Source organism: Oceanicaulis sp. UBA6590 (genome assembly GCF_002433705.1).
GTDB lineage: Bacteria > Pseudomonadota > Alphaproteobacteria > Caulobacterales > Maricaulaceae > Oceanicaulis.
Genome location: NZ_DJIQ01000038.1, coordinates 7,913 through 32,778, shown reverse-complemented (window position 1 = coordinate 32,778; position 24,866 = coordinate 7,913). Strand labels below are relative to the sequence as shown.

Sequence of the window (24,866 nt, the reverse complement as noted above, 5' to 3'; positions counted from 1 at the left end):
CGCGTGCTCTCTCCGCCAATGTCGAGACAATCCGCACCCTCATCCAGCAGGCGCAAGGCGTGATCGCGCGCGGCCTGCGTGCTGGCATGCCGCCCGCCATCGGAAAAGCTGTCCGGCGTCACATTGACGATGCCCATCAGCTGCGGGCGACCGTCCGCATGGGGGCGGAGCGGAAAGGCTAGCATGGCCGGCTGTCTTCCTGGCCGAAACGGGAGGGCTCGCCATTGCGGAAATGGTCCCGGTCGGCGCGCAGGGCTTCAGCGATATGGTCCAGCACCGTGGCCTGGGCGCGCGACCGGCGCACCGCGCCATGAGCCACCAGCCAGAGATCCAGCATGACCTCGAAATCGGGCAGGATCCGCACCAGCCCCGGACGGGCGCGCGCCAGTCGGTGAGAGGTCACCCCCAGACCCAGCCCGTTGCGCAGGCCTTCCAGATGCGCGCTGGGATGCGCGGCGACCATCACATCCCGGCGCGGGCGCAATTCATCGCCGATGGGCGTGCGCGGCCACTGGAAGGCAATCGGCGTGGCCCAGCCGACCGCCACGTGATCCGCCACATCCTCGAGGGTTTGCGGCGCGCCATGCTTTTTCAGATAGCACTCGGAGGCATACATGCCGCTACCCACTTCCGCGGCGCGACGCGCCAGCAGGGAGTGCTGCGGGCCGGGCTGGCCCCAGCGCACGGCGATATCGGCTTCCCCACCCGCCAGATTGGCCGGCTCGAACCCGATCTTGAGCTCGACCGACAGGTCCGGATGCGCTTCCAGCAGGGGCGTCAGGGCGCCCGGCAGCCAGTCTGCGCCGATGCCGTCACTGGCGGCGACGGTGACCCGGCCCTCGATCCGCTCATGTCCGGATCGCGCAGCGCGCTCGATGGCGGCGGCTTCGTCCTGCATGTTGCGAGCGTGATCAATGACCGACCGCCCCAGACCAGTGGGAGTGAGGATGTCCCCGCGACGTTCGAACAGCGCGCCGCCCAGATGGGTTTCCAGCGCGCGCATGCGGCGGCTGACCGTGGGCTGGCTCAGCCCCATGACCCGGCCGGCGGCGGCGTGGCTGCCCGCTTCGAAGACGGCGAGCGCCAAGTGATAGTCTGACCAGTTATCCATTCAACTGTGAATATCAAATATGCGGATTCAGTCAATTGAACATATGCTGCAGCGCGGCATATTCGCAATACAACCCGGAGCCGTTTCGGTCTTCCCTGGTCGACCCCAGCGGCTCCAACCTCGTGATGAGTCGCCTTTTCAAACCGCGAAACCGGGACTCCCAATCGCTGAAAAGGCTTTATTGGAGGCTGATATGTCCGTGTTTGCCACCGCAGTGCTCGCGCTGCAACTGACCGGCGCTCCGGTCCAGGAATTCACTCCGGTCCGCGTGGCCGATTCCGATATCCGCGGGTCCGTCCGCGCCCTGAACCAGGGCGAATGGGACACCGCATTGCACTTCACCCGTGCAGCCCTTGAAGGTGGCTCGCGCACCAGCGTCCGCGCCGCCGCACACGCCAATGCCTGCATCGCGCTTTACCAGCTGGGCCAGACGGCTCAGGCGACCGAGGCGTGCCAGACCGCACTGGCGCTGGCGCCGGACAATACGGTCCTGGCGTCGAACCTCTCTGCTGTCCAGACCCGCATGGCGGGTGCGCCGTCCGCCGGCGCCGGCAACTAGCCGATCACGCAGATGCGATTTGAACTGTCATGGCAGGGCCGCTATCGGCTTTGCCATGACGGTGCACTGGATCTCCCGGCTTGGCCCCTATAGCGAAGCGCGCTCTGACTCAGGGCGATCGCCGCGCCTGTGGCGACATGAGGCCGGGTTCGGGATCCGCCCCCTTCCCCATCGGGTGCTGCCGGAAACCCGTCTCAGCCTGGTCACCGAACGCCATTTCGCCCCGAATGGCGACCTGCTTGATGAACGGCATTGGGTCTTCGGCCCCATTCTGACGCCCCGTCTTTACACGCCCGCGGCCGGCACGGTGCTGGAAGGCGTCTTCCTCGCGCCGGAAGAGGCGTTGTGCTGTCTCGGCGTCCGTCCTGACGAGCTGACCGACGCCATCCTCCCCCAGACCGACTTCCCGGCCCTGACCCTGTGTCCGGAGCCCGTTGGACGGTCACAGGATGTGTTGGCCATCCGGGCGGCCGCTCTGATCCGCAGAACCCGCGGACAGATCCGCGCCTCGGCCCTCGCCCGGCGCGCCGGGGTCAGCGAGCGCCATCTCCACCGCGTCATGACCGGACGCCTCGGCATCGGCCCGAAGGCGCTCGCCAGCCAGATCCGCGCCCTGAGCGCCGTCGAGCACGCCGACCATCATGACACGCCGGACTGGGCGGGCATCGCCTATGCGGCAGGCTATAGCGATCAGGCGCATCTCGGCCGCGCCATCAAGGCGCTGTCCGGACTCTCACCTGCCGCGCTGCATGCGGAACGGTCCGTAGAGTCCGAAATATTCAAGACCGCAGCCCCCGTCTAAGACCAGTCTCAGGCCATCTGTCCCCTTGCCGGAGCTTGAGACCATGAAACTGATGATGACCGCCGCCCTGTGTGCGGTAATGAGTGCGCCTGCCTTTGCCCAGCAAACCCTTGAGTTTGAAGGGATGAATTGGCGGGTCGATGCTGTGGAGCTTGCCGAGACCACCGAATTTCTGGGCCGCGACGCCCTGCATTTCCGCGATGGCGTGATCTGGATCGATGGCTCGCAGCTTGCCACCGGCGAGATCCGCTTCGAGATGGCGATCAGTGGTTCGCCCGGTCATACCGGCGTGCTGTGGCGCGGTCAGGGCGTGGGCGATTGGGAGAAGTTCTACTTCCGTCACCATCTCAACAACCTGCCCGATTCCGTGCAGTACACCCCCGCCCATGACGGCGTGACCGCCTGGCAGGTGTTCTCCGATCCCGACGCCATCAGCCAGGTCAATCACGGCCTGAACCGCTGGATGGAGGTTCGCGTGGTGGTGGCCGAGGATCAGGCCGACATCTTCATGGATGGCCAACTGATCCACCATGTTCCGGACCTGCAGCGCGAGGAGCGCTCGGGTTGGGTCGGCTTCTGGCAGCTGGCGCCCAGTGGCGCAGCGTCGGGCTATGTGCGCAATGTCGAGATCACCCCGCAATCCAATCCGCAGATCATCGGTCGTTCGGAACGCCCGATGGCCGAACCGGTCGCCCATCGGGTCGAAACCTGGCGCGTGTCCGATCCGTTCAGCGAAGATCGCCTTGGCGACACCCCGTTTGAGACCCTGCGCGCCAGCCGGTCGCGCTGGACCGCGCTCCCCGTCGCCTATAACGACATCGCCAATCTCGCGAGCGTCACGCGCCATTCCGAAGGCGACACCGTACTGGCGGAAGCCACGCTGATCGCGGATGGCGACCGCACGGCGCTGGTCAGGTTCGGCTATTCGGACCGGGTGCAGATCTTCCTCAATGGCGAGCGCCTGTTCGTCGGAAACAATGACTGGCGCAGCCGCGATTACCGGTATCTGGGCACCATCACCCGCCATGTGGCCGTGCCGCTGAGCCTCCGCGATGGCGAGAACACCCTGACCTTCGCCGTCTCGGAGACCTTTGGCGGCTGGGGCGTCACCGCCGCGCTTGAAGACGCGGACGGCGTGCGCATCGCACGCTGAAGACCTGTCTGCAGACACTCAAAACCCCGCGTCATCACTGACGCGGGGCTTTTTCTGTAGCCATTGAGCGCGGATCAGGCGCCGCCGGGTTTGGGCTCGAGCCCGCCCGGATTGGACGCTTCATCCTCGTCATCATCGATGACCGGAAGCGCGCCGGACGGCGGGGTTCCGTCATCGGTCTTGGGCGGCACGTCCGTGTCGCGATGGGGCGGATTGCCCTTGAGAAGCTCGACGATTTCCTGGCCGGAGAGAGTTTCGTATTCCAGGAGACCTTCGGACAGCTTGACCCAGTCATCCTTCTTCTCGGTCAGGATACGGCGCGCCTCGTTCAGGCCGCCTTCCACCAGCGCCTTGACCTCTTTCTCGATCTTGGCGGCGGTTTCCGCCGAGATGGAGGAGGACTGCACCAGTTGCTGGCCGAGGAAGACCTCGCCCTGATCCTCGCCGTAATCGACCGGGCCGATCTCTTCGGAGAAGCCCCATTGGGTGACCATGGCGCGGGCCAGACGGGTCGCCTGCTTGATGTCGCTGGCGGCGCCGGAGGTGACATTCTCCTTGCCGAATTTCAGCTCTTCAGCGACACGGCCGCCCATCATGATGGCGAGACGGGACGTCATCTCCTGATGGGTCATCGACATCTTGTCGGTTTCCGGCAGCTGCATGACCATGCCCAGCGCGCGACCGCGCGGGATGATCGTCGCCTTGTGCACCGGGTCGGCCGCCGGCACGTTCAGCGCCACGATGGCGTGGCCGGATTCGTGATAGGCGGTCAGCGTGCGCTCTTTCTCGGTCATCACCATGGTGCGCCGCTCGGGGCCCATCATGACCTTGTCCTTGGAATCCTCGAACTCGGCCATGGACACCATGCGCTTGTTGCGACGGGCGGCCAGAAGCGCCGCTTCGTTCACAAGGTTGGCGAGATCGGCGCCGGAGAAGCCCGGCGTGCCGCGCGCAATGACCTTGGGATCCACATCGTCGGCCAGCGGCACGTCGCGCATATGCACCTTGAGGATCTTCTCACGGCCCGTGATGTCCGGGTTCGGCACGACGACCTGACGGTCAAAACGGCCCGGGCGCAGCAGAGCGGGGTCCAGAACGTCGGGACGGTTGGTGGCGGCGATCAGGATGATGCCTTCATTGGCTTCAAACCCGTCCATCTCCACCAGCAGCTGGTTGAGGGTCTGTTCACGCTCGTCATTGCCGCCGCCAAGGCCCGCGCCGCGGGATCGGCCCACCGCATCAATCTCGTCAATGAAGATGATGCAGGGCGCGTTTTTCTTGGCCTGTTCGAACATGTCGCGCACGCGCGATGCGCCGACGCCGACGAACATCTCGACAAAGTCAGAGCCGGAAATGGTGAAGAAGGGCACGCCCGCCTCGCCCGCAACAGCGCGCGCAGTCAGGGTCTTACCCGTGCCCGGAGGGCCCACCAGCAGGGCGCCCTTGGGGATCTTGCCGCCCAGGCGCTGGAACTTGGAGGGGTCTTTCAGGAACTCGACGATCTCCTGAAGCTCTTCCTTGGCCTCGTCGATGCCGGCCACATCGTCAAAGGTGACCCGGCCCGTCTTCTCGGTCAGCAGCTTCGCCTTGGACTTGCCGAAGCCCATGGCGCCGCGACCGCCGCCCTGCATCTGACGCATGAAGAAGATCCACACGCCGATCAGCAGCAGCATCGGGAACCAGTTGATGAGGATGCCCAGCGGACTGATGCCGCCTTCAGCCGGCGGCTGCGCAGTGATGTCCACATCCGCCGCGCGCAGAGCCGGGGTGACGTTCTCATCCTCGGGCACCGTGGTGCGGAAGGTGGCGCCGCCCGTGGTCTGGCCGGTGACCGTGTCGCCCTGGATGGTGACCGAGCTGACCTGACCGCTCTCGACCTGGTTCATGAACTGGGAGTAGTTGATCTCGTTCGAGGGCGCGGACTGGCTGGGACCCTGAAGCATGTTGAACAGGGCCAGCAGCAGCACCAGCAAGATCGCCCAAACCAGGATATTGCGCATATTCATCCGTTTGTGTCCTTGTCCGCGCCGCCTTCGACCGGGCGCGCATCTGAGGCTGTCGTCATTTCGTCATGCCTGATATTGGGGCGTCAGGCCGGTTTCGCCAGTGCCGCGCGGATATGCGCCGCAGATTTATCCCCATCAAACCACGCCGGAGCCTCACACGGAAGCAGCCAGCGCCTGAGTCTCGGCATGCAAAGCAGCGACCAATAGTCCGCCTCATCGTGCTTAAACCCGGGTAAAGCCAGAATATCATCGCCCTGCTGGGAAACGAGAACCGTCAGGGACCGCCGCAGACTGGGCGGAATTTCTGACAGCTGTGTCCCGTCCGGCGCCGCCCGGTCACCCAGCGCCTCAATCCGGCACGCCTCTGGGGCCTGAATTTCAAACCGCCCGTCAAACAGGGCCGTATCGCCCGCCTCGAGCTCCAGGCGCAACGCCTCGGCGCCGCCATCGGCGCGCCCCAGCACAGCGCCCGGATCCCGTCCCATGAGCCCCTCGGCAGTCAGCAGCACGCCCGCTTGCGTATGGGCCTCGCCCTGCTCCAGCGCATCAAGACAGGCTTCAACGCCCTCAGGCGTGGGCAGGCGCGCCTCGCCGGACACCGCCATCATCACCGCTTCCAGCGCCCTCAACGCCATGGGGCGAGCCGCCAGGGCGAACTTGTCCCGATCCAGCACGGCGCCGCCCCAGGGCGTGATTTCAACCGCCCGCTCGGTCAGACGCCAGGCCGCTCCCCGCAACAGGCGCTCCGCATCCAGACTCTGATCAGACAGGCTCAGAAGGCTCTGCTCCGCTGGCCCGCCGGGCGGGTAGGCCTCCTGGCGCAAGCGGATGCGTTCAAACTGCGCATCATCATTGGACGGGTCGTCCACCCAGCGCGCCTTGATGCGCCGGAGATAGGTCCGCAGCTCATCACGCCTCAATTCCAGAAGGGGCCGTGCGACGGTCAGATTGCGTCCTTCAGGCCAGATCGGAGAGGCGTCCAGAGCCGTCATCCCGGTCAGCGTCCGCCATCCCCCCTTGCGGTTCGCGCGCATGCGCAGGGTCTCGATCCGGTCGTCCAGCGTATGGCCAAGGCACAGGAGTGACACGCACAGGCCTTCACACGCCCCCGCCAGCAAGGCATGACGCGCGTGACGCGCGGCCGCCTGGTTCTTGCGGGGTGAGGACCAGCGCAGAATGTGCGGCTCAGCGCCCAGATCACGGGCGCAATCGGCGTTATCCGCCGCTTCTTCGGCGCTTTCGGGCCGCAGACCATGATCCACGATCAGGGCGTGCAGCGCGACACCCGGAAAACAGGCCTTCAAGGCGTGCAGGAGGGCGGTGGAATCTCCGCCGCCGGAATAGCCGAGCGCGAGCGTGTCAGTCACCTCGCCCCCTAGCGGCAGCCTATCCTTGAGACTTCACGCTGGGCCTTGCGGCGCGCATCATCACCCGCACGCGGGAATTCGGACGGGAAGGTCGCCAGCACCTGACAGGCGCGGCTGGTCTCCCCTAGCGCGGCGAGCGAGGCGCCCAGACGGACCAGAGCGTCCGGTGCGCGCGGCCCCTGACGGTCTTCCTGCAAGGAGGCGATGTAGGAATCGGCCGCATCCTGGAAATCGCCGTTGATGAAGTGGGTTTCGCCCAGCCAGTACCAAGCCTGCCCCACCTTCTGATCATCGGGATAGGTCTCGGTGAAATCGCGCAGCAGTTCACGCGCGCCGCCGAAATCGCCGTCCAGCAGACGGGCATTGGCGGTTTCAAACAGCGTATCCGCGTCCATCACCGGCTCGGGCGGCGCGGCGAGCGAACTGACATCCGCATTGAGCTGCGTTTGGGCGCCGCTTTGGGACCGGGTGTCGCGTGACGGGGCGCGTTGGGATGTCTGGTTTTGAGCGGGCGCACCCAATGGCTGCACGGTCGAGGCCCGCGCCTGGGCGAACGGATCGCTGTCATCGATCTCGTCCGAGGTGAGAAGATCGGACGGGCCGCCCAGAGAGAGCGGATCGCCGCCCGCCGCCCTGTCCGCGTCGCCCGAGCCATACACCGCCCCGCCTGACAGCAGCCGGTCCACATTCACGCCCATCTGCTCCAGTTCCTGACGCAGACGGCGGTTCTCGAAATTCAGACGCTCGATTTCACCCGTCTGGACGCGCTGCTGACGCTCAAGGTCATCCACCCGCATCATCAGGGTCTCCGCCACCGGATCGCCTTGCAACGCCCGGCTCTCGATCTCGGCCAGTCGCGCCTCCACCGCATCCAGGCGTGCGGCGAGCTCCCGACGCGATTGCGCCTCGGCGGGCGTCGCCATCAGGGCGACCAGCAGTCCGAGAGCGGACAGAGAGATCAATACGGTACGTGTCATGGCGCACGGGTCCTGTTCAGCGGCTCAGGGCGTATGAGCGCTAGTGTCGTCGAGCAAACGGCGAAATCAAGGCGAAGTCAGGAATAGTCGAGCAGCCGCACATTGTCAGGCCTTACAACCCAGTCGCCGCTGGCTGTTTCCTCCATCGGAAACACATAGCCATATCCATCCGCACGGCTCAGCACGCATCGGATATGATCATGAGCCGGCGTGCAGGACGCCTGACCCCCTGATCCGGGCTCGGCGATCTGCGCCGAGAAGGAGGCCAGATCCACGCGGCTGTCGACGCCATAGATCCACGGGTCCTGCGTCCCCGCCAGAGCGTTCGCCAGAAACGCGGCCGCCTCACCTTCACGGTAGGGCAGGTCCACGGTGATGAGCCGGACCTCATCATTCACAACCGTCCAGCCTGCGCCGTCCATGTTCTGCAGCGCGAAGGAATAGCCAGACCCGTCAGCCAGACGCAGCGTGCACTGCAACTGGACATGGCTTGGCGCACAGAAGGCCTCCCCGCCTGAACCCGGTTCGGCGACCTGCGCAGAGACCCCGGCAAGATCGGCGCGACTGTCCTCGCCCGTGAGCCAGTAGGGTTGGGCCCCCTCGAATGTCCGAGCCAGGAAATCCGCAGCTCCGCCCGCTTCATAGGGCAATGCCAGCGGCGGCTCCCCCATCGGCTCCTGGTGCGGTTCGCCGCCCGGCTCTTCTCCGGTCTGGACGGTCTCGCTGTCAGGCGCGCCATACGCGCCATACGAAGGCTCCACCACCATGGACAAGCCATACAGGGCGCCGACAGACGCAATCGGGGCTATGATGAGCCCCATCAGCATACGGATGATCATTTCACTGCCCCCTCAAGCAGAAACGCCCGCAAGGATGAACCTTGCGGGCGTTTCGATCAATCCTTTTCAGGGCTGCTCCTAGGATACAGCGCCCGACTGGATGACGGTCATGGCGTTCCGGTTGGTCGCCCAGCACTGCTCGGTGGACTGGTTGCAGACCGGACGCTCCTTACCGTAGGACACGGTCGAGATGCGCGACGGGTCCACGCCCTGGCTGACCAGGAAGTCGCGAGCGGCATTGGCGCGGCGCGCGCCCAGAGCCAGGTTGTACTCGCGGGTGCCGCGCTCATCGCAGTTGCCGGCGATCAGGATGCGGGCGCCCGGATAAGACGACAGCCAGGCGGCCTGACGGCGCAGGGTGGCGCGAGCTTCATTGGACAGCGTGTGCTGGTCCAGAGCGAAGAAGACGCGGTCGCCCGCATTCACTTCGAAGTCTTCCACCGAACCCGGGGTCGGACCTGCAGGTTCCGGCGCCGGTTCATAGACCGGGGTCGGCTCCGGCTCGGGCATCGGCGCCGGCTCGGGCTGGGAAGCGCAGGCGGCCAGCGAAGCGCTGAGCGCGAGAGCGGCAAGAATAGACAGGCGTTTCATAGTATGGTCGTCCTCTCCAAGCCTATGAATCTCAACATAGGCAAATCGGTGTGGATGCTATCAGAATGGGCGCGCTTCACACCCCCAAAAAACCCCAAAACGCGCACCTCGGTTATGACATTAGCCGAGCTGAGCTCAGTCGATCAAGGGCGACCAGGCCGGGTCGCTTGCTTCGCCCTGCGTCGGCAATCGACGCAGATTGAACCCCGCCAGATCGATGCTCCAGATCGAATACGTCGTTCCTTCGCGCGTTCTGTCGCCGCGTGTGAACAACAACACGCGACCATTGGGCGACCAGGCGGGCGTATCCACGAAATAACCTTCGTAGAGGATACGTTCCTCGCCCGAGCCGTCCGCAGCCACAACGCCCAGCATGAACTGGCCGCTGCGCTGTTTCGTGAAGGCGATCAGGTCGCCACGCGGACTCCAGACCGGAGTGGTGTAGCGGCCTTCGCCGAACGTGATCCGCTGCGGGTCGGTCCCGTCGGCGTTCATCACGTACAATTGAGACTGTCCGCCCCGGGACGAGGAGAACACCACCTGCTCGCCATCGGGCGCGTAGGAGGGCTCCACATCATCGGCGGGATGGGTGGTGAGCTGGCGCAGGGTGCGCGAGCGCAAGTCGAACTTGAACAGGTCGTGACCGCTATGGCGCTCGGCGGAAACCACCAGCTCGCGCCCATTGGGATGGAAGCGGGCGGACAGGGACTGGCCTTCGCTGGCGAGCGAGGGGCCGGAGTCAAACAGGGCTTCCTGGCGGCCGGTCTCAAGATCATAGAGATAGCTGGTGGCGCGACCGTCCCGGAAGGACACATAGGTGATCTGCTGGGCGCTCGGCGAATAGTTCGGCAGCAGCGCCATATAGGAGCGGTCGGTCAGGAAGGACGGGTTCGCGCCGTCCTGGTCCATCACCGCCAGACGACGGATCGGCTCGCCATTGGGACCATCGCCTTCGGACACATAAACGATGCGGGTGTCGAAATAGCCGCTCTCCCCGGTCAGACGCTCATAGACGGCGTCCGACACCTTGTGCGCGATGCGGCGCCAGTTGTCCGGCGAGGTGACGAATTGCAGGCCCTGCAATTGCTGCTCGGTATTGGCGTCCCACAGGCGGAAGGCGACGAGCATGCGGTCATTCTCGTCAATCGTCACTTCGCCCACCAGCAGGGCGGAGGCGTTGATCACCCGCCAGTCGCCAAAGCGCGGGCGCAGATTGATGTCGCTGATATCCTCGATGAAGGCGTCCGGGTCCACGGGGGCGAACAGGCCGGAAGTCTGCAGGTTGTTGCTGATCACCCGGGAAATGTCCGCGCCGATTTCAGCTTCGCGATTGTCTGCGCCCAGAAAGTCCGGAATGGCGATCGGGGTCGGATCGAGCGTGCCCTCGGTCACGTCCACGACGAGCGGCGTTTGCGCAAAAGCCGATCCGGCCATCACGATCAGGGCGAGGATCGGTGCGAAGAGGTAGCGCAGGACGGTCATGGGCAAGCTCCCGGGGTTCGAACGGCAGATCAGCGATTACGTTGAGTGTCGACATTCACCCGAAGCACGCGCCACTGGGCGTAATGCTCGGGAGGCAGAGGATAGGGTTGGCATTCGATCGCGCCGCGCAAGGCCCGTTCACCCGCCACTCTCAGGAAGGAATTGGGCGAATTCATGATGCGCGCTTCGTCGATCAGACGCGGCGGAACCGACAGGCGGCCATTGCGCTCCAAGCGGATTTCCAGCGAGACGCGCAGATCCATATTGGCCGGCGCGTCCGCGTTCGAGCGGATGCAGCGGTTCATGTGGGACGCCGCCATGGCCTGCAGGCTCGCCGTCATGTCCGTGCCTGCTCCAACACGATTGCGTTGTTCGCCCGTCTCGGCCTGACCTTGCGGGGCGGCATTGTCTCGCGAACGGTCCACGAGCTGGGAGAGCGCATTGAGATCCAGCGATTCCTGACGCGGTTCAGGCTCACGCGGGCGCGGGGTCGGAACGGGTTCCGGTTCCGGCTCGGGCTCAGGCTCCGGTTCGGGCGGCGTCGGCTCGGGTTCGGGCTCCGGCTCATCCTGCGGCGCAGGCGGAATGACTTCCGGCTGGGCTTCGGGCTGCACCGGTTCAGGCTCGGGCTCCGGAGCAGGCTGCGGGGCCGGCGTCTCGATCACCTCTTCAGGTTCGGGTTCCGGCTCCGGGCGCGCGGCGCGAACATTTGTCTCCCGCGCCAGCGTCACCAGCTCAACGGGCACTACGGTCAGCTCTTCGGTCAAACGCCGCGTATGCGGAAACGCGATCAGCGCGCTCGCAATCAGCCCTGCATGGATGAACAGGGAGAGGATGAACCCCAGGGCCTGACGCATGGCCCGGCCCCCTATTCGCGGATCGGGTCGGTGACGAGGCCGATATTGGTGTAGCCAGAGGCCGACACCCGGGCCATCACCCGCATGACCTCGCCATAGGGCGCGCCGTCATCGGCGCGGATATAGATCCGCGCTTCGGAACCGGCGCCGGTAATGGCGGCGAGCCGCGGGGCGAGTTCGTCAAACTCCACCACCGTCTCCATCAGATAGAGCGTGCCGTCTGACTGGATCGTCAGGGTCAGCGGCTCTTCGGATGTCGTCATGGCGCGCGCCTCGGTGTCGGGCAGATCGACCTCCACCCCCACCGTCAACAGCGGCGCGGACACCATGAACACGATGAGCAGCACCAGCATCACGTCCACAAAGGGGGTGACGTTGATCTCAGCCTTGGGCTTGAAGCGGCGACGCCCATTTCCGCCGCCGGTGTCGAGACCGCCAGCCATGGACTAGTTCCCCCGGCTCGCAAGTGCCGCCAGATCATCCACCAGGCCTTCAAGGCGGGCGGCGTACTTGGCGAGATTGGACGACAGGGCATTGAAGAAGATCACGGCCGGGATGGCGGCCAGAAGGCCCAGCGCGGTGGCGAACAGGGCTTCGGAAATGCCCGGCGCCACGACGGCCAGGGAGGTGTTCTCTGAGGCGGCGATGGAGCGGAAGGCGTTCATGATGCCCCAGACCGTGCCGAACAGACCGATGAAGGGGGCAGACGAACCAATGATGGACAGAACGCCAAGGCCGGCTTCCATCTTGTTCAGCTCGCGATTGGCTTCGGCGCCGCCGCTCTTGGCGACGGCATAGCCGTCCCAGTCGCGCATCGCGGCGGCGAGCACGCGGCCGAAGGGCTCCTTGGCGGGTTTGGCGTATTTGGTCACCAGCTGATCAAGCGAGCCGCCGGACCAGAAATCGTTCTCGAAGCGCGAGGCGCCCGCATGGGCCTTGTTCAGCTGCATCCATTTCTCGATGGCGATGGCCCAGGACCAGATGGACATCAACGCCAGGATCGCCATCACCGCCTTCACGACAATGTCGGCGCGCATGAACAAATGCATGATGGTCAGTTCAGTGGCCGGACCCGTCAGCTCAACTGCAACGCTTTCCATGGAAACTCCGCTAGACCCTCACGCACCCGCGCCCGGCGGATGCGTCATTATGAAACGCCCTCGGGCAGCAGGTGTAACCGCACGCACGCGCCACGCCAAGCCGAACTCGGCCAGACAGGCGCATCGATATGAGAAAACACCGCGATTGGGGCGAATTGAGGGAGAATTCTAGTCGGTTACGTAGCGTTGCACCTGATCGAGCATGGTCTTGGGCAAGCGCCGGGGCCGTCCTTCAAGGTCGATGCAGGCCGCTTCCACATCAGCGGTCACCAGCACTTCGGCGGCGCAGATGACCCGCTGGCGGATGACCAGCCTCGCCCCTTTGGCGGCGACGAAGCGCGTCTCGATGGTCAGGGCGTCATCGATGCGCGCGGGCTTGAGATAGTCGAGATTGATCTTGCGCACGGCGAAGCCCAGCGGCGGATCCAGTTTCAGAATCTCGGCGTGGGACACGCCCGCACAGCGCAGCGCATCAGTGCGGCCGCGCTCGAGGAATTTGAGATAATTGGCGTAATAGACGACGCCCGTGAAATCGGTGTCCTCGTAATAGACCCGGACAGAGAGCTGGTGCGTCTTGTCATCGAGCCAGACGCCGGCATGGGGTTCGGCCATTACGCGCCCTCCCCGAACAGATCGTCACTGAAATGGCGCGGCATGGTGAAGCCCAGATGCTCATAGGCCCGCTTGGCGGCCACACGCCCGCGCGGCGTGCGCATGATGAAGCCCTGCTGGATCAGGAAGGGCTCGACCACATCCTCAAGCGCATCGCGCGCTTCGGCGCAGGCCGCCGCCAGCGTCTCGACGCCCGCCGGCCCGCCGCCAAAACCCTCGATCAGAACCCGAAGATAGCGTCGGTCGAGGCTATCGAGCCCCACCGCATCCACCTCAAGCCGTCTCAGCGCCGCATCGGCGGCCTTGGCGTCAATCACCGGCACGCCGTCTTCCTCGGCGAAGTCGCGCACCCGGCGAAGCAAACGCCCGGCGACGCGCGGCGTGCCGCGGGCGCGCTTGGCGATCTCGGTCGCGCCATCCTCGCTCATGGGCGCGCCCAGCTTGTTGGCGGCGCGGGCGACAATGCCTGACAATTCTTCGGTGGAGTAAAACTCAAGCCTTACCGGCACGCCAAAGCGATCCCGCAGCGGCGTCGCCAAAAGGCCCGCCCGCGTCGTCGCGCCCACCAGGGTAAAGGGCGGCAGGTCGATGCGCACGGTGCGCGCGCTCGGCCCTTCGCCGATCACGAGATCAAGGCAGAAATCCTCCATGGCGGGATAGAGAATCTCCTCGACCGCTGGCAGCAGCCGGTGGATCTCGTCAATGAACAGGACGTCGCGTTCTTCAAGATTGGTCAGGATCGCCGCAAGATCGCCGGCCTTGGCGATGACCGGGCCGGAGGTGGCGCGGAAGTTCACGCCCAATTCCTTGGCCACGATCTGGGCGAGTGTGGTCTTGCCAAGGCCGGGCGGGCCGGACAGCAGGACGTGATCGAGCGCCTCGCCGCGTCGCGCGGCGGCCTGGGTGAACACCTTGAGATTGGCGATGGCGGCCGGCTGGCCGACAAACTCTTCAAAGGAGAGCGGGCGCAAGGCCTTGTCCCGGCCATCGCCGGGATTGGCTTCAGCAGAAATGATGCGGTCTTCGGCGTCGCTCACCGCGCCAGCTCCTTGAGGGCTGATTTGATCACAAGCCCTTCGGTCGCATCCTCACCGAGCTGACGCAAGGCTTCGGCGGCGGCCTTGCGCGCATCGCTCTCGCTGTAGCCCAGATTGACCAGCGCCGAGACGGCGGATTCGCGCATGACATTGTCTTTCGGCGCCGGGGCGGCGGAAGGCGTCTCGGCGCCCGCCGGGGCCAGAGCCGCCGCCAGCCCCGCAACGCCCGCGCCCAGCGAGCGCCCGAGCGGCGGGGCCTTGTCCTTCAATTCGGTGGCGATGCGTTGAGCGAGCTTCTTGCCCACGCCCTTGGCGCGTTCAAACGGCAGAGGATCGCCCAGAATGGCGGAGCTTTCGATCTCGCCGACTTCAATGGCGTCGAGCATGGCGAGCGCATGTTTCGCGCCGACGCCCTGAACCGATTGCAGGCGGACGAACCAGGCGCGCTCGGAATCACTCAGGAATCCAAAGAGCTTGAACTGGTCCTCGCGCACATGGGTCTCGATATGCAGCGCAACCGGCTTTCCCGGTTCGAGCCGCCCCAGCGTGCGCGACCCCGCGCTCACCAGATAGCCGACGCCATTGACGTCGATGACGGCCTCTTCCTCGCCAACACAATCGACGACGCCCTTGAGCTTTCCGATCACGACGCCATTCCTTTCACGCTATTCCTGTGATGCGCATGACAGACCGCGACAGCCAGCGCGTCCGCGGCGTCCGCATCCGCTTTTGATCCGGGCAGCAGGATAGCGATCATCGCCGCCACCTGCGCCTTCTCCGCCGAGCCGGTGCCCACGACCGCCTTTTTCACGAGCTTGGGGGCGTATTCGCCCACCACCAGCCCCGCGCGCGCCGGCGCCAGCATGGCCGCAGCGCGGGCCTGACCGAGCTTGAGCGCGCTAACGGCGCTGGCGTGGACGAACTGGTCTTCCACCGCCGCTTCATGGGGCTGATGCGCGATCACAAGCTCTTCAATGGCGTTGTAAATGACCGTCAGACGCTCGGCCATGGGCGCTTTTGAGGGCGCCTTGATGACGCCATAACTGACCAGTGACAGGCGCGAACCGGTCTGGTCGATCACCCCCCAACCCGTGGCGTTCAGGCCCGGGTCGATGCCCAATATGCGAATCGCGCTGCTCATCACGCGACAGCATAAAGCACTCGGAACAAAACGCGACCAAACTCTGCACGCCCACCCGTTCAGACCGCATTCAGCTTCTCTCAATCCATAATCGGTGTAAGGTCATTGTCTTTGGGGGAGACGGACATGAGCAAGAAACGCACGCTCTCACGGCGGTCCTTCCTGACCCAGGTCGCCGGCGGCGCCACGGCGATCGGGGCAGCTGGACTGACAGGCTGCACGACGACCGGCGCAGGCTATACCGGCCTGACCGATCAGGATCAGGGACCCTATGCGGACGCCATCGGTTATGGTCGCGGGGGCGCGTATGGCGGCGGGCGAAACTGCACCGATGCGGATCAGGGCCCTTATGCCGATCCCGCCAATCAGGGCCGGAGCTGCCAGGGTCAGTCTGGCTATACCGATAACGACCAAGGGCCTTACGCAGACCCGCCCGGCCAGGGTCGCGGGAGCGGCTATCAGAACAGCTACACGGATAATGACCAGGGTCCTTATGCGGACCCGCCCGGACAGGGCCGCGGAAGCGGATACCAGAACGGCGTCACCGATAACGATCAGGGCCCTTACGCCGATCCGCCGGGTCAGGGCCGCGGCGGCTACCAGGGCGGCTATACAGACAATGATCAGGGGCCGTATGCGGACCCGCCCGGCCAGGGGCGAGGCGGCTATCAGGGCGGCGGACGGCAATGCACCGATGCGGACTCCGGTCCTTATGCTGATCCGTCAGGTCAGGGACGCCGCTGCTAGACAACATGAGCTCCGAACCTGCTTCAATGTCCGGCGCGCTTGTCGACCTCATCGCGCCGCATGAGACGACCGCATTTTTCGAAACCGTCTTTGAGCAGACCCATCTGCATGCGCCGGGGACTGACCGGAACCGCTTCGCCTCTCTGATCAGTCTTGATGCGATTGACCGCATCCTCGCCGAGGACCTGTTGCGTGAGGGCGATCTGTCCATGGCGCGGGCCGAGCCGCGCCTGCCCGATCGCGCCTGGCTGCGAGAGGACGGTCTGGTGGATCGCGGCGAGGTCGCGAGGCTCTATCAGCAGGGCGCGACCTTGATCCTGCCCCAGCTGCAGGCGCGACACCGCCCCCTGGCCGATCTCTGCCGTCAGCTGGAAGCGGAGTTCTCCTGCCCGGTCCAGACCAATATCTATCTCACTCCGCCGAACGCGCAGGGCTTTCAGACCCATTACGACAATCACGATGTGCTGGTGCTGCAGGTCGAGGGATCCAAGCGCTGGCGGCTCTATGACGCTCCTGTGGGCGTACCCTATCGCGGCGAACGCTTCACGCCGGGCCGCTTCGCCCAGACCGAACCGCGCGCAGAGCTGGTGCTGAACCCCGGCGATGTCCTCTACGTGCCGCGCGGGCTGATGCATGACGCAGTCAATGAGGGCTCTGACGAAGCCTCGCTGCACATCACGACGGGCCTTCTGGCCAAGACCTGGGCGGACTTTCTGCTGGAAGCCGTATCCGAAGCCGCCCTGCGCACGCCGCAACTTCGTCGCGCTCTCCCGCCGGGCTATGCCCGCGGCGCGGTCAGCCCGGGGGTGTTTGCGAAAACCTTCGCCGAAGCACTGGAGGCGGTGGGTCAGAACGCGGATATCGAGGCCGTGCTGGGCCTGTTCACCGATGCCGCCCTCACCTCGCGTCCCGCCGATACGCGCGGCGCGCTGACCTTGGGCCCCATCACCGCGGACACGAGACTGAAGCGCCGGGCGCTGATTGCGCTCGATCTCGTGGATGACGGGGATCATGTGGCGCTGGTCGCGCCGGGCGGCGCGCTGAGCTTTGACGCCGCTGCGGAAGCGGGCCTCGAGCGGCTTCTCAAGGGCGATGCAATCAGCCTGGCGGACTTCAGCGCCCTGGATGACGCCAAGGCGCGTGACGTGATGGAACGCCTGATCGCCTATGGCGCAGCGGAGCGGGCCTGAGCCCGCCCCGCCTCGCGCACCGCTAGCGATTGTCCGGCTGGGCGCGCACCAGTTCCAGCCCACGCCGCGTAATGCGATAGGGACCGCCCTGTGAGGACGCCACCGCGCGCTTGGACTTGAGCTTGCGGAACAGGCGCGGGGTGACGCCGGGCATGGCCCAGCCTTCACGCGTGATCAGCTCCACATCAAGGATGCGGCCGGATGAGGTTTTGACGGCCTGCAAACGGCCGCCCTTGGCCAGCGCGTGCAATACGCGCTGTTCGTCTTTTGAAATATCCATGGGTCTGTCGGTCCCGAGGGTCCGCAGCCGGGCTGCAGACACAAGAAATCGGCGCTCACTGGTCACAGCGAGCGGGCTCTTTGAGGCCGCCTCACCCCGCAAATTGCGAGGAGAGGCCCTACCGGGTCTCGGACAGAGTGTTACTCATAAGCGGCCCGGATAGCACAAAAGCCCCGGGCCGCCTATGGTCAAAGGGTCACACCCGGGCGAGCGCCTGCTCGACCACGGCGTCGGCGGTGATGCCGAAATGCTCGTAAAGGGCTTCCGCCGGCGCCGAGGCGCCGAAGCCCTCCATCCCGACAAAGCCGCCCTGAAGACCAATCAGACCATCCCAGCCCCAGCGAATGGCCGCCTCGACCGCCACAACCGGCAGGTCCGGGTTCACGACCGACTTGCGATAGGCTGCATCCTGCTTGAGGAAGGTTTCAAGCGACGGCGCGGAGACGACGCGGGCGTTCACGCCCCTGGCCTTGAGCTTGTCCTGCGCTTCCAGCGCCAGGCCCAGCTCGGTGCCGGTGCCGATGAGGGTGATCTGCGCCTCGCCTTCGGCTTCGCGGATCACATAGGCGCCCTTGGCTGAGAGGTTCTCAGAGCCATCATCCTGACGCGCATGCGGCGCTTTCTGTCGCGACAGCACCAGAACCGTCGGGCCGTCCGTACGCTCGAGCGCGCATTTCCAGGCTTCCGCCGCCTCGACCGCATCGCCGGGACGGTAGACCGCCACATTCGGCATGGAGCGCAGAGCGGTGAGATGCTCGACCGGCTGGTGAGTCGGACCGTCTTCGCCCAGACCGATGGAATCGTGGGTAAAGACATAGATCACCGGCTGATTCATCAGCGCAGAGAGACGGATCGCGCCGCGGCAATAATCGGAGAACACCAGGAAGGTGCCCGAGTACGGACGCAGGCCGCCATGGAGCGCTAGGCCGTTCATGGCGGCCGCCATGCCGAATTCACGCACGCCATAATGGACGTAGGAACCGGAGAAATCGTCCGGCGTGATCGAGGCCATGCCCGGCGCGCGGGTATTGTTGGACCCGGTCAGGTCCGCCGAACCGCCAATGAGGCCCGGGAAGGCTTCCCAGAAGGCTTCAATCGCCTTGCCAGACGAGGCGCGGGTCGCGAGCGCCGGCTTGTCGGCGAGGGTTTTCTTGATGTGGGCGTCAAGCGCGTCGAGCGCGGCTTTCGGCGGCTGGCCGGAGATCTGCGCCTTGAACGCCTCGGCCTTGTCAGACGCCGCGAGACGGGCTTCCCAGGCCTCGCGGGTCTGGCCGCCCAGCTCGGCGGCGAAGCGCCAGCCCTCATAGATCTCATCGGGGATCACGAAGGGCTCATGGCTCCAGCCGAGCGCTTCGCGCGCGCCTTTGATCTCCTCGGCGCCCAGCGGCGCGCCATGGCTGCCGGCCGTGCCGGCTTTCGTTGGCGCGCCGAAGCCGATGGTGGTCTTGCAGGCGATCAGCACCGGCTTGTCAGACATCTTGGCGTCGTTGAGCGCCTTGTCGACGGCGGCGGCGTCATGGCCGTCCACTTCCATCGTGGTCCAGCCCGCGCTCTCAAAACGCTGGCGGTGATTGACCGTGTCAGACAGCGCCGTGTCGCCATCGATCTGGATCGAGTTGTCGTCCCACAGCACCACCAGCTTGTTGAGCTTGAGATGGCCGGCGATGGAGATGGCTTCCTGGCTGACGCCCTCCTGAAGGTCGCCATCCGACGCGATCACCCAGGTGCGGTGGTCCACCAGATCATCGCCGTAATGGGCGTTCATGATCCGCTCGCCCAGCGCCATGCCGACCGCGGTGGAGAGGCCCTGACCCAGCGGACCGGTGGTGGTCTCGATGCCCGGCGCATGGCCGAACTCGGGGTGGCCAGCAGTTTTTGAGCCCAGCTGACGGAAGTTCTTGAGCTCGTCCAGGCTCAGCGCGTCAACGCCGATCAGGTGCAGGATCGAATAGAGCAGCATGGAGCCATGGCCCGCAGACAGCACGAAGCGGTCGCGATCTGCCCACTCAGTGTCCTTGGGATCAAACTTGATGTGACGCGTCCACAGGACAGTCGCGGCGTCCGCCATGCCCATGGGCATGCCGGGGTGACCGGAATTGGCGGCCTCGACCGCGTCCATGGACAGGGCGCGGACAGCATTGGCGAGGGGCTGGATCCGTGCCGGATCAAGAGCGGGCTGGGTCATGTCGCAAGCCTTTTAAGAGCGCGGGTGCGAGGGGGCGTATCCGGAATGTGTTTACACAGCCCTGATGAAGATCAATCAAGGCCCAATCTGTGCGTCAGTTCGCGTGCAGGCGCATCAAACCCGGCCATGTCGCCGGAAAGGATGGAGCGGGCAAGGCTTTTGCCCAGCTCGACGCCCCATTGGTCAAACGGGTTGAGGCCATAGAACAGCGCTTCGACGAACACCTTATGCTCATGCAGCGCCAGGAGCGCGCCCAGCGTTTCCGGGCTCAGCGTCTCCATCACGAAGGTGGCGCTGGCGCGACCGCCGACAATACGGGTGTGCGCGGCAAGCTCGCCCTCGCCTGTGCGGCCATGGGTCAGGGCCGCGCCCTGGGCGGCGAGATTGGCGTTGAGCGCGCGCACGCGCTCATCCTCGCGACCATGATCGGCGATGGCGATGAAATCGACGGGGGCTTCATCCAGCCCCTGATGCAGCCATTGGAACACAGAGTGCTGCAGATCCGAACCGCGCCCGCCCCAGACCAGCGGACCGCAATGGCTTTCGCCCAGAGGACCGCCCTCGTTGTTCACCGACTTGCCGAGGCTCTCCATTTCCAGCTGCTGCAGATAGCTCGCCAGCCGCTCGAGCCGGGAGGAATAAGCCGCCACGCAACGTGAGGGCAGGCTGCGCCCCGCGCGGTTGAAGACATCGACCAGGGCCTTGGCGACCGGCATGTTGCGCGCAAGCGGCGTGGTCGTGACATGCTCGTCCATGGTGCGGGCGCCGGCCAGAAGCCGATCAAACACATCCGCGCCCAGCCCGACTTCCAAGGCCAGCCCGGCGGCGGACCAGAGCGAATAGCGCCCGCCCACCCCGTCGGGGAAGGGGAAGATGCGCGCATCCTCAAGACCAAATTCACGCGCCTTGTCCGGGCAGGCCGTGGCGGCGGCGAAGCGCGGCGCGACGCCCGCCTCACCCAGTCGCTCGACGATCCAGGCGCGTGCGGCGCGCGCATTCATCAGCGTTTCCTGGGTCGTGAAGGATTTGGAGATCACCAGGATCAGGGTGGTCTCGGCGTCAGCGCCTTCCAGAGCGTCATCAAGATCAGCCGGGTCGAGATTGGAGACGAACCGGGTCTCGATCCCCTCGCGGCGATAGGCCTTGAGCGCGTCATAGACAAAGCGCGGGCCCAGATCAGACCCGCCAATGCCGATATTGACGATCCGCCGGACCGGATGACCGTCAAGCACATCCGGACGCCCGACCAGGTCCGCAAAGGCGCGGGTTTTCTTGCGCGTCTCGACCAGCGCAGCGCCTGCCGGCGCATCGCCCAACAGAGCCGGATTTCGACACGCGGGATGCAGCGCCGGGCGTTGCTCGGTCCCATTGACGATCTCGCCTGCGAACAGATGCGCGATCTTCTCGCTGACCTTCAAACGCTCAGCCTGGTCCAGCAGAGCGCGCCAGCCGGACAGATCGATTTTCTGCCGGCGCAGGTCGAGATACAGCCCCGCCGCTTCAAACTGCAGGGCGTCATCGCGCACATCGTCGTCAAGAAGGTCCGCCATCTGGACGTCCGATTGCGTCCGCGCGATCGCCTTCACCCCCGTTTCAGGCGTCATCCCCATCCCCCTCGACCGGGCGTTCCGCCGCCCAGATCAGAACCGTAAGCCCGCCTTCAATGCCCTCTGGTTGAAGTGTGCGCAACGATTTCAGGGTGAGTCCGCTGGTTTGCAGCCAGGCGGTGACCTGAGCCGGCGGGAAGCCGAGCCAGCGATGGTGGTGCTCCAGGCGCAGGCTTTCATGATGATGCTCGGCGAAATCGACCACCAGCAACAGGCCGCCCGGCGCCAGAACGCGCGCGCATTCGGACAGCGCCGCTTGCGGGTCCGGCAAATAGTGCAGGACCTGATGCAGCGTGACGAGATCGGCGGCGCCGGCGTCCAGCGGCAGGGCGGACGCATCCGCCTGACGCACGAAGCGCGAGGACAGGCCCGCCTCGGTCAGCTTGGCGCGCGCCACATGGAGCATTTCACGGCTGAGGTCGACGCCCATGCCTTCGTCAGCCTGATCGATGAACAATTCCAGCATGCGGCCCGTACCCGTGCCCACATCCACATGCTGCTTGAAGGGGCGCCCCTGGGCCAGTTCCACCATGGCTTCTTCCACCGCAGCCTCGGAAAAGTGCAGCGAGCGAATGGTCGACCATTCCTGGGCGGCGGCCTCGAAATACTTGGCCGCCTCTTCGGCGCGCAGACGCTTGAGCTCCTGCAGGCGCTGCCGATCGCGATGCACCTGTGGCTCGTTGGCTTCCGTGAATTCCTCGACAAGCGCCGCGAGACGACTGACGGGTCCGGTGCGCATCAGGCGGTAGAACACCCAGCCGCCTTCCGGAAAGCGCTCGCACAGGCCTGCATCGGCCAGGAGTTTGAGGTGACGGGAAATCCGCGGCTGGCTCTGCCCCAGCACCTGCATGATTTCACTGACCGTCAGCTCGCCCTGGGCCAAGAGCGACACGATCCGCAGGCGCGTCGGCTCCGCCAGAGCCTTGAGCTTCGCCAACAGATCAGATTGCATCGTGTCTCCCGCCCGGCGCCCGTCGCGCCTGAAACCTATCCCCCACCGATTAGCGGGAGAATGGGAAAAAGTCATCTTTCCCGCGCGGCTTGACGTGATTTCAGTTCAGGCCGAGCCGTGTGAAGACGTCTGGTATGGCGGTTTTGAATTTAAAGAAACCCTTCGTGGCGAACGGGTGAAACGCCTGGTCCCAGTCTCGAGTCAGGCTGACGACGCGCAGACCTGAGGCCTCAATCCTTTCCTGCGCCTTCAGGCGTTCATCCCGCACGCCCCCCTGGCAGGGCCGTTGAGTGATCAGCTGACGCACATTGGACGACCGCGCCGCCTCGATCTGATCGGCGACCGAGTCGGCCGCCACGGCCTTGACCCCGAAGCGTCCGGCCGCCCGCTGCGCCCCGTCCTCGAGCGCCGCCTTGCTGAAACGCCGCGCGACCTCGCCAAGCCCGGCCTCGCCGCGCGAAGCGGGCGAAGAGGGGTAGATGACGCATCGGATATCCACATCCTCAACGCCCCAGCTTTCCGCATGCAGATCCTCGTCATGCAGCCACAGGGCGGAAGGCAGGGAGGGGTCGGGTCGCTCTCCGGGCAGGATCGCGCCCGGGCTCGGAACCGGATGGACGGACGGCAAGGCGGGCGCCTCGGGGGCCAGAGAGGCCGGATCGGGCGCAAACCTGCCCTTGGTGTATTTTTCAATATTGGAGGCGCGGGCGAGATAGGTCTTGCCCACCGTCTGCAATCCCCCAACCCAGCGCCAGCTCAGCGTATTGGAGGCTGCATCACCATCGATCAGATGACGCAGGAAATGGTCCGCGCCCAGCACCCAGGGCAGGTCCAGCGTGAAGATCCAGATCGAGGCGAACCACATCCGCGCATGATTGTGCAGATAGCCGGTCTGCATCAGCTCGGTCGCCCACGCATCAAAGCCCTCAAGCCCCGTTCGTCCCTCGATCGCCGCTTCATAGCGCTGGGCCAAGGCCTGGTCCTCGGACACGGCCTTGAAGGCTTGCTCACGCTCAGCCTTGTAGTCGGCCCAGACTGCGGAACGCAGCTCCAGCCACCCCTTCCAGTAGGTGCGCCAGCAGACTTCCTGAATGAACTTCTCGGCGGCCTGAAGGCCATGGGCGGACAAGGCCGCTTGCGCCAGCTCCGCTTCCTGAACGAGCCTGTGGCGCACATGGGCGCTGAGACAGGAAATGTTCGAGCGATCCTGCGGGCCCAAGTCGAAATTGCGCGCGCTGGCATAGGCCCGCCCCATGGCGGGGGTGAACGCCTTGAGACGGCTCAGACCCGCCTTGCGGTCAGGGGCTGGCGGGAGGGCTGCGGGAAACAGGTCAGGCTGGCTCATCGGGGCGGAACTAGGCCGCGGAACAGGTCAGGAAAGCGCGCCTGATGAAAGATTGTCGAGCAAGTGAGCCCGACGGGTCGTCGTGAACAGGGCGGAAACCACCCCCGGGCTCGCCAAGGCGGCCTGCAAGCCGGCGGGCGGGGGCACCCGACCTCTTCCGGAAGCTCCGCCGCGCAGGCGCTTGGCGAGCGGATAGAGATCGGCCGGCGTTCTGGGCGGACGCAGCGCCGGTGGCGCATCCCCCGCGGTTTCAATGGCGATGATCCGAACGCCCAGATCCGAGGCGCGTTGAAGCGTGGCGCGCTCACTGGCGTCAAGAAAGGGGTGAACCGGCGCCATCAGAACATCGAACCACCCCGCATCCAGCGCCCAGTCCAGCGCCTCGCCGCGGCCCGTGGCGCCCAGCCAGCGATAGGCGCCCGCGCGTTTGAGGGCCTGAAGTCTCGCCAGCAGATCCGAATGCAGCTCGTGAGGCGCGGCTCCGTGAAGGATCAACAGGTCCACGCCCTCCCGTCCCAGACGACCAAGGGAGGCGCGCAGACTGTCTTCCACACCCTCCGGCGAGAGATCGCGACGACGCCCCCAGAGCCCATGACTGGACAGCCCGACCTTGGTGGATACGGCGAGCGTCTCGCCGTCAAAGGCCCTCAAGGCGCGCCCCAGCCGATGTTCGCACTCGCCCGCCCCATAGGACGGCGCCGTATCGAAATAGCGGATGCCGCGGTCAAAAGCCTCTGCAACCAGGGCCTGTGTCCTGGCGCGCGAGACAAGTCGCGTGCCATGAGCGCCTGACACGCCGAATCCAAGGGAGGAAAGCTCAACCATTCCCTTACGCTAAGCCCGTTTCACGCGGTTCGCTACGCTTCGCTGCCGCATCAGGGCCCGGCAGCAATACTTGACAAGAACACAGTTAAGGCCAGCTAATC

Annotated in this window: 26 protein-coding genes; 5 read left to right on the top strand and 21 right to left on the bottom strand. The window is 65.4% G+C overall.

Translation table 11 applies throughout. The features are described from left to right. Together B2Z70_RS08195 and B2Z70_RS08190 are read right to left on the bottom strand one after the other, a co-directional pair. Nucleotides 1-185 (bottom strand): dihydropteroate synthase (locus B2Z70_RS08195; protein ID WP_292982390.1); only part of this gene is annotated, 185 nt, incomplete at its 3' end. Then, complete coding sequence (locus tag B2Z70_RS08190) at nt 179-1,111, bottom strand: LysR family transcriptional regulator (protein WP_009801859.1); 933 nt, start codon at nt 1,109-1,111, stop codon at nt 179-181. The genes B2Z70_RS08195 and B2Z70_RS08190, both read right to left, overlap by 7 nt. 193 nt (nt 1,112-1,304) lie before the next feature. Between B2Z70_RS08190 and B2Z70_RS08185 the strand changes: the two genes are divergently transcribed. From B2Z70_RS08185 to B2Z70_RS08175, 3 genes are read left to right on the top strand one after another with little or no spacing between them, the layout of a single operon-like run. Beyond that, nucleotides 1,305-1,670 carry a tetratricopeptide repeat protein gene (locus B2Z70_RS08185; RefSeq protein ID WP_040612519.1) on the top strand — a complete coding sequence of 122 codons (366 nt, stop codon included), beginning with the start codon at nt 1,305-1,307 and terminating at the stop codon, nt 1,668-1,670. 55 nt (nt 1,671-1,725) lie between these two features. Continuing rightward, nucleotides 1,726-2,472 (top strand): AraC family transcriptional regulator, encoded by a 747-nt coding sequence (locus B2Z70_RS08180; protein ID WP_292982387.1) that lies wholly within the window; start codon nt 1,726-1,728, stop codon nt 2,470-2,472. Between the two features lie 43 nt (nt 2,473-2,515). Further along, nucleotides 2,516-3,625, top strand: a complete 1,110-nt coding sequence (locus B2Z70_RS08175) for a hypothetical protein (protein ID WP_292982385.1) — start codon at nt 2,516-2,518, stop codon at nt 3,623-3,625. Between the two features lie 74 nt (nt 3,626-3,699). Here the strand turns inward: B2Z70_RS08175 and ftsH are convergent, their stop codons facing one another. The 13 genes from ftsH to ruvC all read right to left on the bottom strand — a co-directional run bounded on the left by ftsH (nt 3,700) and on the right by ruvC (nt 15,634). After that, nucleotides 3,700-5,631, bottom strand: a complete 1,932-nt coding sequence (gene ftsH / locus B2Z70_RS08170; protein WP_009801863.1) for an ATP-dependent zinc metalloprotease FtsH — start codon at nt 5,629-5,631, stop codon at nt 3,700-3,702. 83 nt (nt 5,632-5,714) lie between these two features. Continuing rightward, complete coding sequence (tilS, locus tag B2Z70_RS08165) at nt 5,715-6,998, bottom strand: tRNA lysidine(34) synthetase TilS (RefSeq protein WP_292982382.1); 1,284 nt, start codon at nt 6,996-6,998, stop codon at nt 5,715-5,717. Nucleotides 6,999-7,006: 8 nt separating this feature from the next. Beyond that, nucleotides 7,007-7,975, bottom strand: a complete 969-nt coding sequence (gene ybgF, locus B2Z70_RS08160; RefSeq protein WP_083783229.1) for a tol-pal system protein YbgF — start codon at nt 7,973-7,975, stop codon at nt 7,007-7,009. 77 nt (nt 7,976-8,052) lie between these two features. Then, a complete protein-coding gene (locus B2Z70_RS08155) occupies nt 8,053-8,814 on the bottom strand; it encodes a hypothetical protein (protein ID WP_292982379.1) in 762 nt (253 codons plus the stop codon). 78 nt (nt 8,815-8,892) lie between these two features. After that, nucleotides 8,893-9,405: a peptidoglycan-associated lipoprotein Pal gene (gene pal / locus B2Z70_RS08150; RefSeq protein ID WP_009801867.1), complete on the bottom strand. Its 513-nt coding sequence runs from the start codon at nt 9,403-9,405 to the stop codon at nt 8,893-8,895. 135 nt (nt 9,406-9,540) lie between these two features. After that, complete coding sequence (gene tolB / locus B2Z70_RS08145; protein ID WP_292982377.1) at nt 9,541-10,887, bottom strand: Tol-Pal system beta propeller repeat protein TolB; 1,347 nt, start codon at nt 10,885-10,887, stop codon at nt 9,541-9,543. Between the two features lie 29 nt (nt 10,888-10,916). Beyond that, nucleotides 10,917-11,744 carry a cell envelope integrity protein TolA gene (gene tolA, locus B2Z70_RS08140; protein ID WP_292982375.1) on the bottom strand — a complete coding sequence of 276 codons (828 nt, stop codon included), beginning with the start codon at nt 11,742-11,744 and terminating at the stop codon, nt 10,917-10,919. Between the two features lie 11 nt (nt 11,745-11,755). Further along, nucleotides 11,756-12,187 carry an ExbD/TolR family protein gene (locus B2Z70_RS08135; RefSeq protein WP_292982373.1) on the bottom strand — a complete coding sequence of 144 codons (432 nt, stop codon included), beginning with the start codon at nt 12,185-12,187 and terminating at the stop codon, nt 11,756-11,758. A gap of 3 nt (nt 12,188-12,190) precedes the next feature. Next, nucleotides 12,191-12,844, bottom strand: coding sequence for a MotA/TolQ/ExbB proton channel family protein (locus B2Z70_RS08130; RefSeq protein ID WP_009801871.1), 654 nt, complete (start codon nt 12,842-12,844; stop codon nt 12,191-12,193). Nucleotides 12,845-13,012: 168 nt separating this feature from the next. Then, nucleotides 13,013-13,456 (bottom strand): tol-pal system-associated acyl-CoA thioesterase, encoded by a 444-nt coding sequence (ybgC, locus tag B2Z70_RS08125; RefSeq protein ID WP_292982371.1) that lies wholly within the window; start codon nt 13,454-13,456, stop codon nt 13,013-13,015. Further along, nucleotides 13,456-14,493 (bottom strand): Holliday junction branch migration DNA helicase RuvB, encoded by a 1,038-nt coding sequence (gene ruvB / locus B2Z70_RS08120; protein ID WP_292982369.1) that lies wholly within the window; start codon nt 14,491-14,493, stop codon nt 13,456-13,458. The genes ybgC and ruvB overlap by 1 nt, the downstream gene beginning before the upstream one ends. Beyond that, nucleotides 14,490-15,140, bottom strand: coding sequence for a Holliday junction branch migration protein RuvA (gene ruvA, locus B2Z70_RS08115; protein WP_292982367.1), 651 nt, complete (start codon nt 15,138-15,140; stop codon nt 14,490-14,492). Before ruvA ends, ruvB begins: the two co-directional genes overlap by 4 nt. Continuing rightward, a complete protein-coding gene (gene ruvC / locus B2Z70_RS08110) occupies nt 15,137-15,634 on the bottom strand; it encodes a crossover junction endodeoxyribonuclease RuvC (protein ID WP_009801875.1) in 498 nt (165 codons plus the stop codon). Before ruvC ends, ruvA begins: the two co-directional genes overlap by 4 nt. Before the next feature lie 126 nt (nt 15,635-15,760). Between ruvC and B2Z70_RS08105 the strand changes: the two genes are divergently transcribed. Together B2Z70_RS08105 and B2Z70_RS08100 are read left to right on the top strand one after the other, a co-directional pair. Then, nucleotides 15,761-16,381, top strand: coding sequence for a hypothetical protein (locus tag B2Z70_RS08105; RefSeq protein ID WP_292982365.1), 621 nt, complete (start codon nt 15,761-15,763; stop codon nt 16,379-16,381). A gap of 5 nt (nt 16,382-16,386) precedes the next feature. Further along, nucleotides 16,387-17,571 carry a cupin domain-containing protein gene (locus tag B2Z70_RS08100; protein ID WP_292982363.1) on the top strand — a complete coding sequence of 395 codons (1,185 nt, stop codon included), beginning with the start codon at nt 16,387-16,389 and terminating at the stop codon, nt 17,569-17,571. 22 nt (nt 17,572-17,593) lie between these two features. Here the strand turns inward: B2Z70_RS08100 and B2Z70_RS08095 are convergent, their stop codons facing one another. From B2Z70_RS08095 to B2Z70_RS08070, 6 genes are all read right to left on the bottom strand, one after another. Further along, nucleotides 17,594-17,851: a YjhX family toxin gene (locus tag B2Z70_RS08095; protein WP_009801878.1), complete on the bottom strand. Its 258-nt coding sequence runs from the start codon at nt 17,849-17,851 to the stop codon at nt 17,594-17,596. 196 nt (nt 17,852-18,047) lie between these two features. Next, entirely contained in the window at nt 18,048-20,036 is a 1,989-nt protein-coding gene (gene tkt / locus B2Z70_RS08090; RefSeq protein WP_292982361.1) for a transketolase, read from the bottom strand. Nucleotides 20,037-20,107: 71 nt separating this feature from the next. Then, entirely contained in the window at nt 20,108-21,640 is a 1,533-nt protein-coding gene (pgi, locus tag B2Z70_RS08085) for a glucose-6-phosphate isomerase (RefSeq protein ID WP_292982359.1), read from the bottom strand. After that, entirely contained in the window at nt 21,630-22,595 is a 966-nt protein-coding gene (locus B2Z70_RS08080; protein WP_009801881.1) for an ArsR/SmtB family transcription factor, read from the bottom strand. The genes pgi and B2Z70_RS08080 overlap by 11 nt, the downstream gene beginning before the upstream one ends. 100 nt (nt 22,596-22,695) lie before the next feature. Further along, nucleotides 22,696-23,940 (bottom strand): FAD-binding domain-containing protein, encoded by a 1,245-nt coding sequence (locus B2Z70_RS08075; RefSeq protein WP_292982356.1) that lies wholly within the window; start codon nt 23,938-23,940, stop codon nt 22,696-22,698. Nucleotides 23,941-23,967: 27 nt separating this feature from the next. Continuing rightward, nucleotides 23,968-24,765: an aldo/keto reductase gene (locus B2Z70_RS08070; RefSeq protein WP_292982354.1), complete on the bottom strand. Its 798-nt coding sequence runs from the start codon at nt 24,763-24,765 to the stop codon at nt 23,968-23,970. Between the last annotated feature and the right edge of the window lie 101 nt (nt 24,766-24,866).

Bases quoted from the DNA above. Each gene is read 5' to 3' on its own strand.
- B2Z70_RS08190 (WP_009801859.1), bottom strand. From the start codon at position 1,111: ATGGATAACTGGTCAGACTATCACTTGGCGCTCGCCGTCTTCGAAGCG.
- B2Z70_RS08185 (WP_040612519.1), top strand. From the start codon at position 1,305: ATGTCCGTGTTTGCCACCGCAGTGCTCGCGCTGCAACTGACCGGCGCT.
- B2Z70_RS08180 (WP_292982387.1), top strand. From the start codon at position 1,726: ATGACGGTGCACTGGATCTCCCGGCTTGGCCCCTATAGCGAAGCGCGC.
- B2Z70_RS08175 (WP_292982385.1), top strand. From the start codon at position 2,516: ATGAAACTGATGATGACCGCCGCCCTGTGTGCGGTAATGAGTGCGCCT.
- ftsH (WP_009801863.1), bottom strand. From the start codon at position 5,631: ATGAATATGCGCAATATCCTGGTTTGGGCGATCTTGCTGGTGCTGCTG.
- ybgF (WP_083783229.1), bottom strand. From the start codon at position 7,975: ATGACACGTACCGTATTGATCTCTCTGTCCGCTCTCGGACTGCTGGTC.
- B2Z70_RS08155 (WP_292982379.1), bottom strand. From the start codon at position 8,814: ATGATCATCCGTATGCTGATGGGGCTCATCATAGCCCCGATTGCGTCT.
- pal (WP_009801867.1), bottom strand. From the start codon at position 9,405: ATGAAACGCCTGTCTATTCTTGCCGCTCTCGCGCTCAGCGCTTCGCTG.
- tolB (WP_292982377.1), bottom strand. From the start codon at position 10,887: ATGACCGTCCTGCGCTACCTCTTCGCACCGATCCTCGCCCTGATCGTG.
- tolA (WP_292982375.1), bottom strand. From the start codon at position 11,744: ATGCGTCAGGCCCTGGGGTTCATCCTCTCCCTGTTCATCCATGCAGGG.
- B2Z70_RS08135 (WP_292982373.1), bottom strand. From the start codon at position 12,187: ATGGCTGGCGGTCTCGACACCGGCGGCGGAAATGGGCGTCGCCGCTTC.
- B2Z70_RS08130 (WP_009801871.1), bottom strand. From the start codon at position 12,844: ATGGAAAGCGTTGCAGTTGAGCTGACGGGTCCGGCCACTGAACTGACC.
- ybgC (WP_292982371.1), bottom strand. From the start codon at position 13,456: ATGGCCGAACCCCATGCCGGCGTCTGGCTCGATGACAAGACGCACCAG.
- ruvC (WP_009801875.1), bottom strand. From the start codon at position 15,634: ATGAGCAGCGCGATTCGCATATTGGGCATCGACCCGGGCCTGAACGCC.
- B2Z70_RS08105 (WP_292982365.1), top strand. From the start codon at position 15,761: ATGAGCAAGAAACGCACGCTCTCACGGCGGTCCTTCCTGACCCAGGTC.
- B2Z70_RS08100 (WP_292982363.1), top strand. From the start codon at position 16,387: ATGAGCTCCGAACCTGCTTCAATGTCCGGCGCGCTTGTCGACCTCATC.
- B2Z70_RS08095 (WP_009801878.1), bottom strand. From the start codon at position 17,851: ATGGATATTTCAAAAGACGAACAGCGCGTATTGCACGCGCTGGCCAAG.
- tkt (WP_292982361.1), bottom strand. From the start codon at position 20,036: ATGACCCAGCCCGCTCTTGATCCGGCACGGATCCAGCCCCTCGCCAAT.
- pgi (WP_292982359.1), bottom strand. From the start codon at position 21,640: ATGACGCCTGAAACGGGGGTGAAGGCGATCGCGCGGACGCAATCGGAC.
- B2Z70_RS08080 (WP_009801881.1), bottom strand. From the start codon at position 22,595: ATGCAATCTGATCTGTTGGCGAAGCTCAAGGCTCTGGCGGAGCCGACG.
- B2Z70_RS08075 (WP_292982356.1), bottom strand. From the start codon at position 23,940: ATGAGCCAGCCTGACCTGTTTCCCGCAGCCCTCCCGCCAGCCCCTGAC.
- B2Z70_RS08070 (WP_292982354.1), bottom strand. From the start codon at position 24,765: ATGGTTGAGCTTTCCTCCCTTGGATTCGGCGTGTCAGGCGCTCATGGC.